Raw genomic sequence first — 13,918 nt, 5'->3', positions numbered from 1 at the left:
GCGAGGTGACGCCGTCGCTATTCGCTAGTATGGGGATTGAATCAAACCCTGCTATTTGCCCTTCATTATTCAAGAGCTGGCTATGCCGAAGACCTATGACCGCGATTATTTCGACAAGTGGTATCGCGATCCGAAACACGCAGTGGGCTCACCGGCCGAATTGAAGCGCAAGGTCGCGATGGTGGTCGCACATGCCGAGTACTACCTTGGGCGAACGCTGCGCAACGTGCTTGATGTCGGTTGTGGCGAAGGGACTTGGCGCGCGCCGCTACGGGCATTGCGGCCCGGCATTGCATATCGCGGGCTCGATGCCAGCGAGTATGCCGTTGCGCGATACGGCCGTAGCCGCAATATCGGCCTCGCGCGCTTCGGTCAGCTTGAACAATTGCGCTTCGATACACGCTTCGATCTGATCGTCTGCACCGACGTGTTGCATTATCTGAAGCCGGCGGAAATCCGGGCAGGCCTCCATGGCATCAGCGAGATGCTCGAAGGCATCGCTTTTCTGGAAGTGTTTACCAATCGCGACGATGTGGCTGGCGATCATCATGGCTTCGTCTCACGCGCACCGGCATGGTACCTGCGTCATTTCGGCGAAGCTGGCCTCTTGGCGTGCGGCTCGCATTGCTATCTGGGACCGCGACTGGAACGCCATATTGCGGCGCTGGAACGGGCGCAACTGCCGGCCTGATGCCATCAAGCGGTAGTCTTGTCCTTGTAATGGCATAGATCCCGAATCGCGCACTGCGGACAGTCCGGCTTGCGCGCCTTGCACACATAGCGGCCATGCAGGATCAGCCAGTGGTGAGCGTCCATCTTGAACTCGTCAGGAATCACCTTGACCAGCTTGTCCTCGACTGCGCGCACGTCCTTGCCGGGTGCCAATCCGGTGCGGTTGGAGACGCGGAAGATATGCGTATCGACCGCCATGGTCGGTTCGCCGAAGGCCGTGTTGAGCACGACGTTGGCCGTCTTGCGGCCGACGCCGGGCAGCGCTTCCAACGCCTCACGGTTGTGTGGCACTTCGCCAGCATGGTGTTCGATCAACAGCCTGCAGAGCGCGATAACGTTTTTGGCTTTCGCATTGAACAGGCCGATGCTGCTGATGTATCGCTTGAGGCCGTCTTCGCCTAAATCAAGAATCGCCTGCGGCGTGTTGGCCACTGGGTAGAGTTTCTTCGTGGCCTTGTTGACGCCCACATCGGTTGCTTGCGCCGACAACACCACGGCGACCAGCAGTTCGAATGGCGTGGTGTATACAAGTTCGGTGGTTGGATGTGGATTGAGTTCGCGCAGGCGCGTGAACAGCTCGATGACGTCGGCACGCTTCATGATGGGAATTTCACGATTTGGGTGTCTGCTGTTTGGCCTTGGCGCGGGCGAGCGCTTCCAGCACGGGATTGCGTTGCACGGCATTCTCGGCCACTGCAGCCTTATGCGCAGCAAGTTCGGCATCACGCTGCAGACGCTGATGCTCCAACCGAGCCTCACGCCGGTTGAAGTGTTCGCGTGCCGCATCTGCATGGGGGGTATCGATCTGTGCAGCTGGCATCGGCAGCAGCACGATGCAGTCGACAGGGCAGGCCGGTACGCACAGCTCGCAGCCGGTGCAGTCGTCGGCAATCACGGTATGCATCAGTTTCGACGCGCCCACAATCGCATCGACCGGGCAGACCTGGATGCACTTGGTGCAGCCAATGCAGTCGGCTTCGACGATGTGCGCCAGCGTACGCGGCTTTTCAACACCATGATCGTGGTTAAGCGGTAACACCGGTCGATTCAATAGCGCCGCAAGCTTTTCGATACCGGCAGACCCGCCGGGAGGGCACTGATTGATTGGCGCCACGCCACGCGCTATCGCCTCGGCATACGGTCGGCAGCCGTGATACCCGCATTGTTCGCATTGCGTCTGCGGCAGGATCGCGTCGATGCGGCCGGCGAGCGGACTGGAAGAGGGATCGATGTTCACTGTCGCATTGTAGCGATGTGTGCTCTGCTTCGATGCCGGTTGAATTGCACAGCGATCGCCGCATGTATTGCATAGACCCTTCGCAATACGAGGAATGATGATGAAAATAGGCATTATTGGTGCGGGACAAATCGGCGGAACGCTGGCTCGTCGTTTTACTGAGCTGGGTCATCAGGTATTTATTGCCAACTCCCGCGGGCCCCAGTCGCTGGCAGACGTGGTAGCAAAGACCGGCGCTACCGCCGTGACTGCGCACGAAGCAGCGCGTGCGGGCGACGTTGTAGTGGTGACCATTCAGCAAGCCAGAATCCCGGAATTGCCGAAGGATCTTTTTGCAGGTGTACCTGACAATGTCGTGGTGATAGATACCGGTAATTACTATCCGCGGGAACGCGATGGCCGCATCGAGGGTATCGAGGGTGGATTGCTGGAAAGTCGCTGGGTCGAGCAGCAGCTTGGTCGCCCGGTGATCAAGGCGTTCAACAATATTTATGCGAAGAGTCTGGCTGAAAAAGGTTCGCCGGCTGGCACACTTGGACGAGTCGCTCTGCCCGTCGCTGGTGACCAAGCCGCTGGCAAGGCCACCGCGCTGAAGCTGGTTGAGCAATTGGGTTTTGATGCCATCGATGCAGGTGGGCTCGACGAGTCGTGGCGCCAGCAGCCCGGCACTCCCGTCTACTGCAAGGATTACGACGCCAATGGTGTCCACAAGGCATTGGCGGAAGCCAGTCGGCAGCGCACGGCGCAGTGGACAGGTACCGAGAAAAGCCCGGGTACGTTTGCTGCCCCAGCCTGATTTCGTACGGGCTCTAAAAACCCGGCGGCTTCCGAAGCTGCCGGGTTTTCAGGTCAATAGGCGATCAGCGAACGGCAGCACCAGGCGCCGCGCCCTGGTCGGCATCGAGCAAAAACAGATCGCTGCCGCCATCACCCGCCGAAAGAATCATCCCTTCCGAGAGGCCGAAGCGCATCTTGCGCGGTGCAAGATTGGCGATGAACACCACATTGCGGCCAACCAGCTTTTCCGGTTCGGCATACGCGGCACGAATGCCGGAGAAGATCTGCCGCTTCCCCAACGTGCCGGCGTCCAGTTCGAAGCGCAGCAGCTTGTCTGACCCGTCCACGAATTCGCAGGCGGTGACCTTGCCGATGCGCAGATCGAGTTTGGCGAAGTCATCGATGGAAATAGTTGACGTCGCATCGGCGGTATCGCTGATGGCTGGCTTGCTATCGCTCATGGGCTTGCTGGATTCCTTGGGCTTTTTGACGGACGCTGCCTTTACTGGCGCGACGACAGGTTCGCTGGATGTGCCGAGCGACTCCTTTGATGCCTCGACCATCGCCTCGACGTGCTTGGGATCAATACGGCTGAGCAGCGATTCGAACGGCTGGATGGTCTGGCCAAAAAGAGTACGTCGCGCATCGTCGAAGTTGCTGATCGGCGCAGCGAGAAACTGCTCAGCGGCAGCCACCGTGGCGGGCAGCACCGGCTTGAGCAGGCCAGCAAGCAAACGGAAGCCGTTGAGTGCCAGCGTGCAGACCTGTTGCAGTTCGTCGCGGCGGCTATCGTCCTTCGCCATCAGCCACGGTGCCTTGGCGGCGATGTAACCGTTGATGACGTCAGCAATAAGAACAAACTTTCGAGTGACTTCAGCGAACTCCCCGTCTTCATAAAGCTTAGAGACATCATCGTAATGTGACTCTATGAAACGCCAGATTTCGGCTTCCTCTGCGTCAAAGTGGTCAGCCAGCCTGCCGTCGAAATATTTTTGTACGAAGCCCGCAGTACGGCTGGCGATGTTGACCCATTTGCCGATCAGGTGCGAATTGACGCGCTCCTCGAACGCTTTCAGGTCGAGATCAACATCGACCGGCGCATCGCTGAGCATGGTCGCGAAGTAGTAGCGCAGAAATTCCGGATGCAGGCCGGCATCGAGGTAAGTGCGCGCCTTGATGAAGGTGCCGCGCGACTTTGACATTTTCGCGCCGTTGATGGAGAGATACCCGTTGACGTGCAACGCGGTGGGTGTGCGCAACTGCGCGCCGTGCAGCATCGCTGGCCAGAACAGGCCGTGGAAATTGATGATGTCCTTGCCGATGAAGTGGTGCATCTCGGCAGTGCTGTCGGGCGAGAGGAAATCGTCGAACTTCAGCCCGGTCTGGTGGCACAGCGCCTTGAAACTGGCGAGATAACCGACTGGTGCGTCCAGCCATACGTAAAAGAACTTGCCCGGCGCATCGGGTATCGGAAAGCCGAAATAGGGCGCGTCGCGTGAGATGTCCCAGTCCTTCAGGCCGCCGTCCAGCCATTCCATCAACTTGGCTACCACGCCGCTATTGGCTACCGGCTTGCCGGCAGTGAACTTGCCGCCGAACCAGTCGCGCAGCAGTGGCTCGAACTTGCTCAGCTCGAAGAAGTAATGTTCCGAATCGCGCAGCACCGGCGTGGCACCAGACATCACCGAATACGGGTTGATCAGATCGGTGGGCGCGTAGGTGGCACCACAGTTTTCGCAGTTGTCGCCGTACTGGTCGGGTGTGCCGCAGTTGGGGCAGACGCCCTTGATGTAACGGTCCGGCAGGAACATGTCCTTTTCCGGATCGAACAGCTGCTGGATGGTGCGATTGGCAATGAAGCCGCCCGCGCGCAGCCGGGTGTAGATCAGCGAAGCCAGCTCGCGATTCTCTTCCGAGTGAGTCGTGTGGTAGTGGTCGAAGCTGAAATGGAAGTCCGAAAAATCCGCTTCATGGCCCGCACGAATCTCGGCGATGAAAACCTCTGGCGACACGCCGGCTTTCTCGGCGGCCAGCATGATCGGCGTGCCGTGTGCATCGTCCGCCGCCACGAAATGCACTTCATTGCCCATCATGCGCTGCGCGCGCACCCAGATGTCGGTCTGGATATAGCCCAGCATATGGCCCAGGTGCAGCGGGCCGTTGGCGTAGGGCAGGGCATGGGTAACAAGCAGGCGACGGGACATGGCGGCTTTGATGATGGCGATTCGATAGCGGGATAGCCCTGAATTATGGCATGCAGGTGCTACTCCTGCTGCAGGCGGCGCGTGTGAGTGAAGAGCGATGCGCGCCCGAATAAATGGACAGTAGTTGCAATGCATGTTTATGCGTGTTTATATACGTTTACGCATACTGAAGCGAAAACATTGGAGATAAAAGTGCTGAAGATGGAAGGCCGTACGACCCTGCAAAAGGCGACGCGGGCGACGCGGATGATCTTTCTGATGTCGGGATTGGCCATGGCCAGCTGGGCGCCGATGGTGCCGTACGCGAAGGCACGACTGAGTCTGGATGATGCGAGTCTGGGCCTGGTGCTGCTGGCCTTCGGCGGCGGCTCGATGTTGTCCATGCCAGTGATTGGCTGGCTCGCCAGTCGCTATGGCAATGACAAGGTGATTGGCATCGCTGGTGCCTTGATGTGTCTGGCGCTGCCGGCACTGGCTCTGGTCCAGACGATCGCGATGCTTGCCATCGGCCTGTTTTATTTTGGCGCGATGCTCGGTGCGGTGGACGTTGCCATGAATGCGCATGCGGTTGAGGTGGAGCGGCTGGAGGGGCGCGCGGTAATGTCCGGCTTCCACGGGCTTTTCAGTCTGGGTGGTCTGGCAGGTGCGGCGGGGATGAGCGTGATGCTAGCCAGCGGTTTGCCTTTATTTGCTTGTGCGCTGTCGGTATCGGCCGTGCTCGCGCTGATCGTCATCAGCCAGCAGACAAGTCTGTTGCGCACGGCAAACCGTGCGGTCAGGCAATCGTTCGCCCTTCGGATGCCGCGTGGATTGCTGTTGCTGGTGGGGGCGCTTTGCTTCGTCAGCTTTCTTGCGGAGGGATCGATGCTGGATTGGAGTGCGTTGCTGCTGCGAGATTTTCGCGGCTACAGCGCGGCCTCTGCCGGCATTGGTTATGCCTGTTTTTCAGTGGCGATGGCGATGGGCCGGCTCACCGGGGATCGCCTGATTGCGTGGCTGGGTCCGGTTTGGACGGTACGTGCCGGCGCCATGCTCGCTGCTGCCGGGTTCCTGATGTCGGCGTTGATGCCGTGGCACGCGACCGCTTTGCTTGGTTTTGTGCTGGTGGGTTTGGGCGCGGCCAATGTGGTGCCGGTGATGTTCAGCGCGGCCGGTCGTTTGCCGGATGTGGCGCCGGCGGTGTCGATTGCGGTAGTCACCGCCTTGGGTTACGCCGGTCTGCTGCTGGGTCCTGCGTTGATCGGATTTGTCGCCCATGCCACCAGTCTCCCTGTCGCGCTGGCCGCCGTGGCGGCGTTGCTGATGCTGGTTGCGGCATCCGCCCCCGTCGTGCGTCGTTGACCGCCAATTATCCTGTTCGAGGTATTGCCATGAATGACTCATTTGCCAACGGACGAGAACGGCCGATGCCGGATACGGTGATTTTCGATATCGGCGGCGTGTTGATCGACTGGAATCCGCGCCATCTTTACCGCCCGTTGTTCGCCGATGAGGCGGCGATGGAGCGGTTCCTCACTGACATCTGCAGCCCGCAGTGGAACGAGCAGCAGGACGCAGGCCGCGAATGGGATGAGGCGATCGCACTGTTATGTGCGCAGTTCCCCGCGCAGGCGTCATTGATTCACGCCTATCGTGAGCGCTGGGAGGAAATGCTCGGCGGCCCATTGGACGATACCGTGGCCGTTCTCGATGCGCTCCGTGTACGTGGTGTACGGCTATTCGCGCTGACCAACTGGTCGCACGATACCTTTGCTATCGCCCGCCAGCGTTACGCCTTCCTGGACTGGTTCAAGGACATCGTGGTTTCGGGTGCCGAGGGCATGATCAAGCCCGACCCGGCAATTTTTCAGCTGTTGTTGACGCGTGGCGGGATCGATCCGGCCCGCGCGGTCTACATCGACGATACTGCACGCCACGTCGATGCGGCGAAAGCGCTCGGCATGCGTGCTTTGCTGTTCCGGGATGCTGCAACGCTGCGCCGCGAGCTTTCGTCGCTCGGTTTGCTCGAACCGATAACGACCGGGGAAACGTCATGATAAAAACCATGCCGAACGAAGCACTGCCGCAGGAGCGTCAGCAGTGGATTCTGGATCGCCTGCGCAGTCATGGTCGCGTGGTCGCGGTGGAACTGGCAGAAACGTTTCAGGTGTCGGAGGACTCAGTCCGCCGCGACCTGCGTGAACTGGCGGCGCAGGGTCTGTGCAAGCGTGTTTACGGCGGTGCGTTGCCGCTATCGGCTGCATCGACGCCACTGAAGCAGCGCCGCAGCGAACACGGCAACCGCAAACTGGCACTGGCGCGCAAGGCGGTGACCTTGGTCCGACAGGGTCAGGTGTTGTTGATTGATGCAGGCTCGACGAATGCAGCGATTGCCGCTGCCTTGCCTGAGCGTTTTGATCTGACCGTGGTGACTAATGCGCCCGATGTCGCGCGGATACTGATCGATCGCGAAGGCTTCGAGATCTTGCTGATTGGTGGACGCATCGATACAAGCATCGGGGCTGCCGTTGGTGCACAGGCGATTCAGGAAATTGGCCGTGTGCGCGCCGACCTGTGTTTCCCCGGTGCATGCGCCATCGATTCGTTACATGGGCTGTGGAGCTTCGACAGCGAAGAGGCGTTGCTGAAGCGCGCAATGATCGAAGCCAGCGGCGAAACGGTAGTGGTAGTCACGCAGGAAAAACTGGGTTCGGCCGCAACGCACCAGATAGCCAACATCGAGGAGATACAACATCTGGTGATCGAACATGCTGTGGATCGCGCAAGCCGATTGGTATTCAGCGCGCGCGGGGTCGCGGTGCACAGGGCGGATGCTGTCAGCAGCTAAGAACCGATAGCATGTCGCGAGAGGAACCAATAAAAACCCCATACGACAATTCGCATGGGGTTTATCGTGAAGCCGGTTGTTTACACGGACCCGGAGGCCCAGACGATCATTCCGCTAGACGGAACCAGGTCTGCGAGCGGCCGAGCAGCGAGAAGCCGATATAGCCACGCACGTCGAGCTTCTGGCCACCGCTGTCGAGCGTGAGCTTGACCTTGTAGACCTTGCCGGTTTTCGGATCGATGATCTTGCCGCCGTCCCATACATCGCTATCTTTCTTGACGCCATACATGATGGTCATGCCTTCGACCGGCTGATCCTTGCGGGAGCCTTCGCACAGCACGCATTTCGGATGTTCGCCGCCCTTGCTGATTTCTTCCGGTGACAGGTTCATCACCTGCAAGACCTTGCCCTGCAGTTCGCCGCCGTTGTCGGTGATTTCGATGACCGATTTTTGCTTGCCCGAAACATCATCGATCTGTTTCCACTTGCCAACTGGTGAGTCGTTGGCGGCCAGTGCCGCACCGGCGGCTAGTAACAGGCCAGTAGCGAATGCGATGCGGAACAATTGCTTCATGGTATTTCCTCCCGTACGAAAGCGTATGGATCAAGACTGACCAGCCTCCACGAGGTGGTCAAGTTGCACTGCGCAAAGACCCATCGTTCACATCCGTGACGGTTGTGCAGCGCCGGCTGGCATAATTGGCTGTCTCTCTTTCCAATTGCATATATTCAATGAATTTTCCCAGCGAAGCCCTAGTTCGCCGCATTCTCGCTGAGCTGATTGATGCCCATACTGGCGGTCCGCTGGTCGACGCCGTGAGGGCCATCGGTGTCGATGGCGGGCGCGTTTCGGTCGACCTGCAGTTGGGTTATCCCGCTGCCGGAGCGATCGAGAAACTGACGGTACGAGTACGGCAGGCACTGGAAGCCGACTCGGCGATCGAGTCGGCAACTGTCTCGGTCACCAACCGCGTCCATGTACACAAGGTGCAGGGCACGCTGGCGCCGCTGCCGAACGTGAAAAACATCATCGTTGTCGCATCGGGCAAGGGCGGCGTGGGCAAGTCCACGGTTTCGGCCAATCTGGCGCTGGCGCTGCAGGCCGAGGGTGCGAAGGTCGGCGTGCTGGATGCCGATATTTACGGCCCCAGCCAGCCTCGCATGCTCGGTGTCAGCGGCAAGCCGGAATCGCCGGATGGCAAGACCATCATTCCGATGCAGGCACACGGCCTGTCGGTGATGTCGATCGGCTTCCTGGTCGAGGAGGACACACCGATGATCTGGCGTGGCCCGATGGTGACCCAGGCGATGATGCAGCTGCTCACCGACACGCGCTGGGAGCAGTTGGATTACCTGATCGTCGATCTGCCGCCTGGCACGGGTGACATTCAGCTCACGCTGTCGCAGAAGGTGCCGGTGGCCGGCGCGGTAATCGTCACTACGCCACAGGACATCGCGCTGCTGGATGCGCGCAAGGCGCTGAAGATGTTCGAGAAGGTCGACGTGCCGGTATTGGGTATCGTCGAGAACATGGCGACACATGTGTGCTCGAATTGCGGCCACGAGGAACACATCTTCGGCGAGGGCGGTGGCGAACGTATGGCGGCGCAGTATGCCGTGCCTTATCTGGGCTCGCTGCCGCTGGATATCCGCATTCGCGAACAGTCCGATGGCGGCACGCCGACTGTGGTGGCGATACCGGATTCCGAATTAACCGCCCGCTACCGCGAGATTGCCCGCAATGCGACCGGCCGACTGTCGCGCCAACCGCGCAACAAGTCGTTGGGATTAGGCAAGATCGTCGTGCAGGGGGCTCCCTGAGCGTGGCAGAGTGGCGCGTACTGTGCCTGTCGGGCAGTTTGCGGCGAAGATCCGGCAATACCTCGTTGCTGCTGGCAGCACGGCAGCTTGCACCCAACACACTGGCGCTGGATATGTATGACGGCCTGGCTCAGTTGCCGCTATTCAATCCCGATGACGAAGTCGATCCCTTGCCTGCCTCGGTGCAGGCATTGCGCGCTGCCGTTGGTAGCAGTGATGCGTTGTTGATCGCTTGTCCCGAATACGCGCATGGCATCCCTGGTGCGTTCAAGAACCTGCTGGACTGGCTGGTGGGCAGTCTGGAGTTTCCCGGCAAACCGGTGCTGCTGCTGAATACCTCTGCGCGCTCGCACCACGCGTCGGCTGCGCTGCGGGAAGTTTTGCAGACCATGTCCGCGCGGTTGCTGGATTCGTCTTGCGTGACGATTCCCTTGCCGGGCGTAGGTTGCGAGGTCGAAAGCATCCTGGCCAACGACTCGTTCTGCAAGGGCTTGCGTGACGCACTGAACGCCTTGTGCCGGGCACTGCTGCGGGAATGAGCGCGCCAGCTGTGGCGCGCGACATGGTATTTTGGGCAACTTAAGACCAGGCCGAGGCCTGCGTCGCATCCGTTACGACGACTGGAGCGTGTGTGAGCATCAAACCCGACAAGTGGATTCGCCGCATGGCCGAGCAGCACGGCATGATCGAGCCGTTCGAGGCCGGTCAGGTCAAGCTGCGTGACGGCCAGAAACTGGTCTCGTACGGCACGTCGAGCTACGGCTATGACGTGCGTTGTGCCAACGAATTCAAGATCTTCACCAATATCAATTCGACCATCGTCGACCCCAAGCATTTCGACGCGGGCAGCTTCGTCGATGTGACGGCAGACGTGTGCATCATTCCGCCCAACTCCTTTGCGTTGGCGCGGACAGTCGAATACTTCCGTATCCCACGTAAAGTACTGACCATCTGCCTGGGCAAGAGCACCTATGCGCGTTGCGGCATCATCGTCAACGTCACGCCGCTGGAGCCGGAGTGGGAGGGCCATGTGACGCTGGAGTTTTCCAACACCACGCCGCTGCCCGCCCGCATCTACGCCAACGAGGGTGTGGCGCAAATGCTGTTTCTCGAGTCCGACGAGGAATGCGAAACCAGCTACAAGGACCGCGGCGGCAAGTATCAGGGCCAGCAGGGCGTGACCTTGCCGCGTACCTGAGTCATCGCATTCTTTGGCTATCTGCGCCTGAATGGCCTATGTAAAGGCCGCTGCCATTGCTGTGGCCGGGCGTTACACTTCAACTCATTAAATCGATTCACCGCACGGGAGACTTGCATGATCCGTTTTTCCACACTGCTGAAGCGCGCCACGACCGCGATCATGCTTGGCAGCCTGTTGTTGCTTGCCGGTTGCCACTTCGGGGGTACCAAGGAAGTCACTACAGCATCGATGCAAGGCCAGTTCGACACCACGATCAAGGCCTACAAGGAGGGTCAGTTCCTGGTTGATGGGGCTGTGCTCTCGGCCATCGATACCGGTAGTCATTTCGCGTATCTCAAGGACCAGGGCAAGCTGCCAAAGACGATTCTTCTGACTGCCAGTGATGATTCGAAGATCCGCAAGCTGCATCTGGAGTATATGGCCCGCATGCAACTCGACTATGGTTTTCGGGTGTACTACGACGACAAGGGCACGTTGAAGGAGATAAATCCTGTCGATACAAAGGCGCGCATTCTCGAGGATCACCACGAGAAGGCTCCAGTGCAGAGTTCTGACTCGCCGCAGCAGGATCATACCGGTGGCGGTGGTTGATACTGAGTCGGTAATCTGAGAGCGTGAGAAAAAGCCCGCGGAGCGATTCGCGGGCTTTTTCTTTTTTGATCATTCCTTTCTGATCGTTTTGGCCGTGCAGCTCTGTCAAACCGCACATTCATCCGTCAGTCGATCGCCCCGGCAGCCAGCTTGCGATCAACCGTGGTGGCGATCGCGGTGCGCAGCGCAATCTCCAGCGCCAGCACCACATCGGCCTTGGCCATGCTCGCCGCGCCGCGCTGGTGAGCGGCTTGCTCCGGCAAATACGGAATATGAATAAAGCCGGCGCGCACGCCACGTCGCTTCGACGCCAGATGCAGCATGGCGTAGGCGATGTGATTGCAGACGTAAGTGCCGGCTGTCTGCGAGATCTCGGATGGCAGGCCCTGTGCCTGAAGCGCGGCCAGCATCGCCTTGATCGGCAAGGTACTGAAATAGGCGGCTGGGCCGTCAGCGATGACGGGTTCATCGACCGGCTGCACACCGGCGTTATCAGGGATACGCGCATCCTGCACGTTGATCGCCACGCGTTCGATCGATAGCTGCGCACGTCCACCAGCCTGCCCGACGCCAAGCAACATCACAGGCGTAATTTCGCGCACAGCGGCTTTGAGCGCACGCAGTGAGCCGGCAAATTCCGTCGGCAGCTGACGCGCGATGATCCGATGCCCGCCAATGCGACGCCCATCAAAAAAGCGCACAGCTTCCCATGATGGATTGATGCTTTCGCCACCGAAGGGATCGAAGCCGGTCAACAAGATGTGCGGCAAATTCTGGCTCATGGTTTTCGGTATCGTGAGTAATGTGCAGTGATGAAATCAGCGAAACACGAACAGATACATCAGCACAATGGTGGCAGCAAGAATCGCCAGTGCGCTACCGAGCTGTGCGCGAATGACACCATACGGGCTGCGCAGTTCCAGCAGCGCGGCGGGTACCAGATTGTAATCGGCTGCCATTGGCGTCATCAGCGTGCCGCAGTAGCCGCACAGCATGCCCATCGAACCGAGAATCGCCGGGTTGGCGCCGTGCTGCTGGATCAACAAGGGTAGCCCGATACCGGCCATCATCACCGGAAACGCTGCGAACGCGTTGCCCATGATCACGGTGAACATCACCATGCCCAGTGCGAACGCCAACAGGCAGGCCAGTGCGCTACCGGTCGGCAATATGGTGCCAGCCAGCCCGGCAATAGCAGCGCCAACGCCACTCTGGGTAAACACTTCGCCGAGCGCGGCGAGCAGTAGCGGCAAAAGGACAGCCCAGCCAATGGCGTCGAGCAGGCGTCGGCCTTCGATCAATCCTTCTGGCATCGATGAACGGGTGACGCGTGATGCAGCAAACAGTGCGATTACGCATGCCAAGGCCAATCCGGTCAGCGTCATCTGTGGTTTGGCGAACACGGCGTAGCCAGCAATCGATAGATGAGAACCAAACAATGCGACCAGCAGAGTCACGACAGGAATCAGCAGGGCTGGTACGAACAGTCGATGACCCAGCCGTATCGCCGATTGCATGCGATGCTCGCGGCTAGCGTTTTCTGTGTGTGTGCTACGTCGTATCTGCGGTGCGAGCAGGGCGAGCAGGATTACCCCGCCGCCGGCGAGTTGTGCCGGCAGCGCATTGCCCGCCGCCTGTTGTGACAGCACCTCATCGCCGCCGGCGAAGAGTGTGCCCAGCACCAACCAGAACAGCGCGCGCCACCCTTGGCGTTCCAGCAGGTTGCGCAACCCCGCATAAAGCAGAAAGGCAGCGATCAACCAGTAGGCGTATTCGACACGCAACATGCTCAGTTCGTCCTTTCGCTGCGCATATTGGCAGCACGACGTTGCAGCTGGCGTTGATACAGCCAGACGCGCACCGACTGAATCACAAAGGCGGCAATGGCTGTCGGCATGGCCCACAAGGCAATCGATAGTGGCGTCAACTCGATCCCGTGTTGGGTGTAGAACGCCTGGATCAGCAGCACCGCACCCAAGGCAATGAAGACGTCCTCACCGAAAAAGCGGCCGATGTTATCGGTGGCGGCAGCTATCGCGCGCACTTCATCGCGGTCTGCACTGTCCAGCTCGGGCAAAATCTTTTCCGCTGCCGCTTCGCTCATCGGTGCGAGCAGCGGGCGTACGGTTTGTGCCGCGCCGGCGACACCGGTCAGGCCGAACATCGCAAGCACCTGCCGCAGTAACAGGTAACCCGTCAACAGGCGTGCCAGGCTCAATCCGTGCAGCCGACCGATCCAGCGTTGCGCGTGTTCGCGTAGCCCCGCGCGCTCGAGCAGGCCGATCACCGGCAGCGTCAACACATAGAGCAGCAACAAGCGGCTGGAAACGAAACTCTTGCCCAGCAGTGCCAGCAATGCCAGCGGCGTCAAACCTGCCAGCAGGCCACTGGTCAGCGCCGCGCAAACCACCACCGGCACCGGATTGAAGCGCAACAGAAACCCGATCACGATTACCGCGATACCGAGTAGTGGCCAGTAGTTCATGGGTCTGCTTCGATGATAGATGTGCCGGTGATGGATGCGAACG

16 protein-coding genes are annotated in these 13,918 nt (G+C 59.7%); 9 read left to right on the top strand and 7 right to left on the bottom strand.

The window, feature by feature from the left end:
- Window positions 1–82 precede the first annotated feature (82 nt).
- Window positions 83–691, top strand: a complete 609-nt coding sequence (locus HDE80_RS20435; protein WP_184673934.1) for a class I SAM-dependent methyltransferase — start codon at window positions 83–85, stop codon at window positions 689–691.
- A 5-nt stretch (window positions 692–696) separates the two neighbouring features.
- Here the strand turns inward: HDE80_RS20435 and nth are convergent, their stop codons facing one another.
- Together nth and HDE80_RS20425 are read right to left on the bottom strand one after the other, a co-directional pair.
- On the bottom strand, window positions 697–1,332 hold the full coding sequence (gene nth / locus HDE80_RS20430) for an endonuclease III (RefSeq protein ID WP_184673932.1): 636 nt from the start codon (window positions 1,330–1,332) through the stop codon (window positions 697–699).
- Window positions 1,333–1,342: 10 nt separating this feature from the next.
- Window positions 1,343–1,969 carry an RnfABCDGE type electron transport complex subunit B gene (locus tag HDE80_RS20425; protein ID WP_345776485.1) on the bottom strand — a complete coding sequence of 209 codons (627 nt, stop codon included), beginning with the start codon at window positions 1,967–1,969 and terminating at the stop codon, window positions 1,343–1,345.
- A 100-nt stretch (window positions 1,970–2,069) separates the two neighbouring features.
- Here HDE80_RS20425 and HDE80_RS20420 point away from each other — a divergent pair, with 100 nt between their 5' ends.
- Window positions 2,070–2,765 carry an NAD(P)-binding domain-containing protein gene (locus HDE80_RS20420; RefSeq protein WP_184673928.1) on the top strand — a complete coding sequence of 232 codons (696 nt, stop codon included), beginning with the start codon at window positions 2,070–2,072 and terminating at the stop codon, window positions 2,763–2,765.
- Between the two features lie 64 nt (window positions 2,766–2,829).
- On the opposite strand, the gene metG is transcribed toward HDE80_RS20420, so the two are convergent.
- Window positions 2,830–4,950 (bottom strand): methionine--tRNA ligase, encoded by a 2,121-nt coding sequence (metG, locus tag HDE80_RS20415; RefSeq protein ID WP_184673926.1) that lies wholly within the window; start codon window positions 4,948–4,950, stop codon window positions 2,830–2,832.
- 201 nt (window positions 4,951–5,151) lie between these two features.
- Here metG and HDE80_RS20410 point away from each other — a divergent pair, with 201 nt between their 5' ends.
- From HDE80_RS20410 to HDE80_RS20400, 3 genes are read left to right on the top strand one after another with little or no spacing between them, the layout of a single operon-like run.
- Window positions 5,152–6,291, top strand: coding sequence for an MFS transporter (locus HDE80_RS20410; RefSeq protein WP_221437751.1), 1,140 nt, complete (start codon window positions 5,152–5,154; stop codon window positions 6,289–6,291).
- A gap of 29 nt (window positions 6,292–6,320) precedes the next feature.
- Window positions 6,321–6,986, top strand: coding sequence for an HAD family phosphatase (locus tag HDE80_RS20405; RefSeq protein WP_255484029.1), 666 nt, complete (start codon window positions 6,321–6,323; stop codon window positions 6,984–6,986).
- On the top strand, window positions 6,983–7,777 hold the full coding sequence (locus HDE80_RS20400; protein ID WP_184673924.1) for a DeoR/GlpR family DNA-binding transcription regulator: 795 nt from the start codon (window positions 6,983–6,985) through the stop codon (window positions 7,775–7,777). The genes HDE80_RS20405 and HDE80_RS20400 overlap by 4 nt, the downstream gene beginning before the upstream one ends.
- 106 nt (window positions 7,778–7,883) lie before the next feature.
- Here the strand turns inward: HDE80_RS20400 and HDE80_RS20395 are convergent, their stop codons facing one another.
- Window positions 7,884–8,351 carry a DUF2147 domain-containing protein gene (locus HDE80_RS20395; protein WP_184603304.1) on the bottom strand — a complete coding sequence of 156 codons (468 nt, stop codon included), beginning with the start codon at window positions 8,349–8,351 and terminating at the stop codon, window positions 7,884–7,886.
- A 158-nt stretch (window positions 8,352–8,509) separates the two neighbouring features.
- Here HDE80_RS20395 and apbC point away from each other — a divergent pair, with 158 nt between their 5' ends.
- The 4 genes from apbC (at window position 8,510) to HDE80_RS20375 (ending at window position 11,390) form a co-directional block, all read left to right on the top strand.
- Entirely contained in the window at window positions 8,510–9,598 is a 1,089-nt protein-coding gene (gene apbC / locus HDE80_RS20390; RefSeq protein WP_184673922.1) for an iron-sulfur cluster carrier protein ApbC, read from the top strand.
- Window positions 9,599–9,600: 2 nt separating this feature from the next.
- Window positions 9,601–10,137, top strand: a complete 537-nt coding sequence (locus HDE80_RS20385; protein ID WP_345776484.1) for an NADPH-dependent FMN reductase — start codon at window positions 9,601–9,603, stop codon at window positions 10,135–10,137.
- Window positions 10,138–10,229: 92 nt separating this feature from the next.
- Window positions 10,230–10,796 (top strand): dCTP deaminase, encoded by a 567-nt coding sequence (gene dcd / locus HDE80_RS20380; RefSeq protein WP_184673920.1) that lies wholly within the window; start codon window positions 10,230–10,232, stop codon window positions 10,794–10,796.
- 117 nt (window positions 10,797–10,913) lie between these two features.
- On the top strand, window positions 10,914–11,390 hold the full coding sequence (locus HDE80_RS20375) for a hypothetical protein (protein WP_184673919.1): 477 nt from the start codon (window positions 10,914–10,916) through the stop codon (window positions 11,388–11,390).
- A gap of 125 nt (window positions 11,391–11,515) precedes the next feature.
- Here HDE80_RS20375 and pcp read toward each other — a convergent pair whose 3' ends face one another.
- The 3 genes from pcp to HDE80_RS20360 are packed head-to-tail and all read right to left on the bottom strand — an operon-like array spanning window position 11,516 to window position 13,875.
- Window positions 11,516–12,172 carry a pyroglutamyl-peptidase I gene (gene pcp, locus HDE80_RS20370; protein WP_221437746.1) on the bottom strand — a complete coding sequence of 219 codons (657 nt, stop codon included), beginning with the start codon at window positions 12,170–12,172 and terminating at the stop codon, window positions 11,516–11,518.
- Window positions 12,173–12,208: 36 nt separating this feature from the next.
- Window positions 12,209–13,177: a DUF979 family protein gene (locus tag HDE80_RS20365; protein WP_184673917.1), complete on the bottom strand. Its 969-nt coding sequence runs from the start codon at window positions 13,175–13,177 to the stop codon at window positions 12,209–12,211.
- 2 nt (window positions 13,178–13,179) lie between these two features.
- On the bottom strand, window positions 13,180–13,875 hold the full coding sequence (locus tag HDE80_RS20360; RefSeq protein WP_184673915.1) for a DUF969 domain-containing protein: 696 nt from the start codon (window positions 13,873–13,875) through the stop codon (window positions 13,180–13,182).
- Between the last annotated feature and the right edge of the window lie 43 nt (window positions 13,876–13,918).

The organism is Rhodanobacter sp. A1T4 (assembly GCF_014207185.1).
Taxonomy (GTDB): domain Bacteria; phylum Pseudomonadota; class Gammaproteobacteria; order Xanthomonadales; family Rhodanobacteraceae; genus Rhodanobacter.
Note: the sequence above shows the minus strand (reverse complement) of the source record. Positions and strands in the feature narration are given on the sequence as shown.

What these genes read in the sequence shown, in the direction of transcription:
- metG (WP_184673926.1), bottom strand. Translation starts at nt 4,950, where the DNA reads ATGTCCCGTCGCCTGCTTGTTACCCATGCCCTGCCCTACGCCAACGGC.
- HDE80_RS20400 (WP_184673924.1), top strand. Translation starts at nt 6,983, where the DNA reads ATGATAAAAACCATGCCGAACGAAGCACTGCCGCAGGAGCGTCAGCAG.
- HDE80_RS20360 (WP_184673915.1), bottom strand. Translation starts at nt 13,875, where the DNA reads ATGAACTACTGGCCACTACTCGGTATCGCGGTAATCGTGATCGGGTTT.
- HDE80_RS20435 (WP_184673934.1), top strand. Translation starts at nt 83, where the DNA reads ATGCCGAAGACCTATGACCGCGATTATTTCGACAAGTGGTATCGCGAT.
- HDE80_RS20375 (WP_184673919.1), top strand. Translation starts at nt 10,914, where the DNA reads ATGATCCGTTTTTCCACACTGCTGAAGCGCGCCACGACCGCGATCATG.
- HDE80_RS20410 (WP_221437751.1), top strand. Translation starts at nt 5,152, where the DNA reads ATGGAAGGCCGTACGACCCTGCAAAAGGCGACGCGGGCGACGCGGATG.
- pcp (WP_221437746.1), bottom strand. Translation starts at nt 12,172, where the DNA reads ATGAGCCAGAATTTGCCGCACATCTTGTTGACCGGCTTCGATCCCTTC.
- HDE80_RS20395 (WP_184603304.1), bottom strand. Translation starts at nt 8,351, where the DNA reads ATGAAGCAATTGTTCCGCATCGCATTCGCTACTGGCCTGTTACTAGCC.
- HDE80_RS20365 (WP_184673917.1), bottom strand. Translation starts at nt 13,177, where the DNA reads ATGTTGCGTGTCGAATACGCCTACTGGTTGATCGCTGCCTTTCTGCTT.
- HDE80_RS20420 (WP_184673928.1), top strand. Translation starts at nt 2,070, where the DNA reads ATGAAAATAGGCATTATTGGTGCGGGACAAATCGGCGGAACGCTGGCT.
- HDE80_RS20405 (WP_255484029.1), top strand. Translation starts at nt 6,321, where the DNA reads ATGAATGACTCATTTGCCAACGGACGAGAACGGCCGATGCCGGATACG.
- apbC (WP_184673922.1), top strand. Translation starts at nt 8,510, where the DNA reads ATGAATTTTCCCAGCGAAGCCCTAGTTCGCCGCATTCTCGCTGAGCTG.
- nth (WP_184673932.1), bottom strand. Translation starts at nt 1,332, where the DNA reads ATGAAGCGTGCCGACGTCATCGAGCTGTTCACGCGCCTGCGCGAACTC.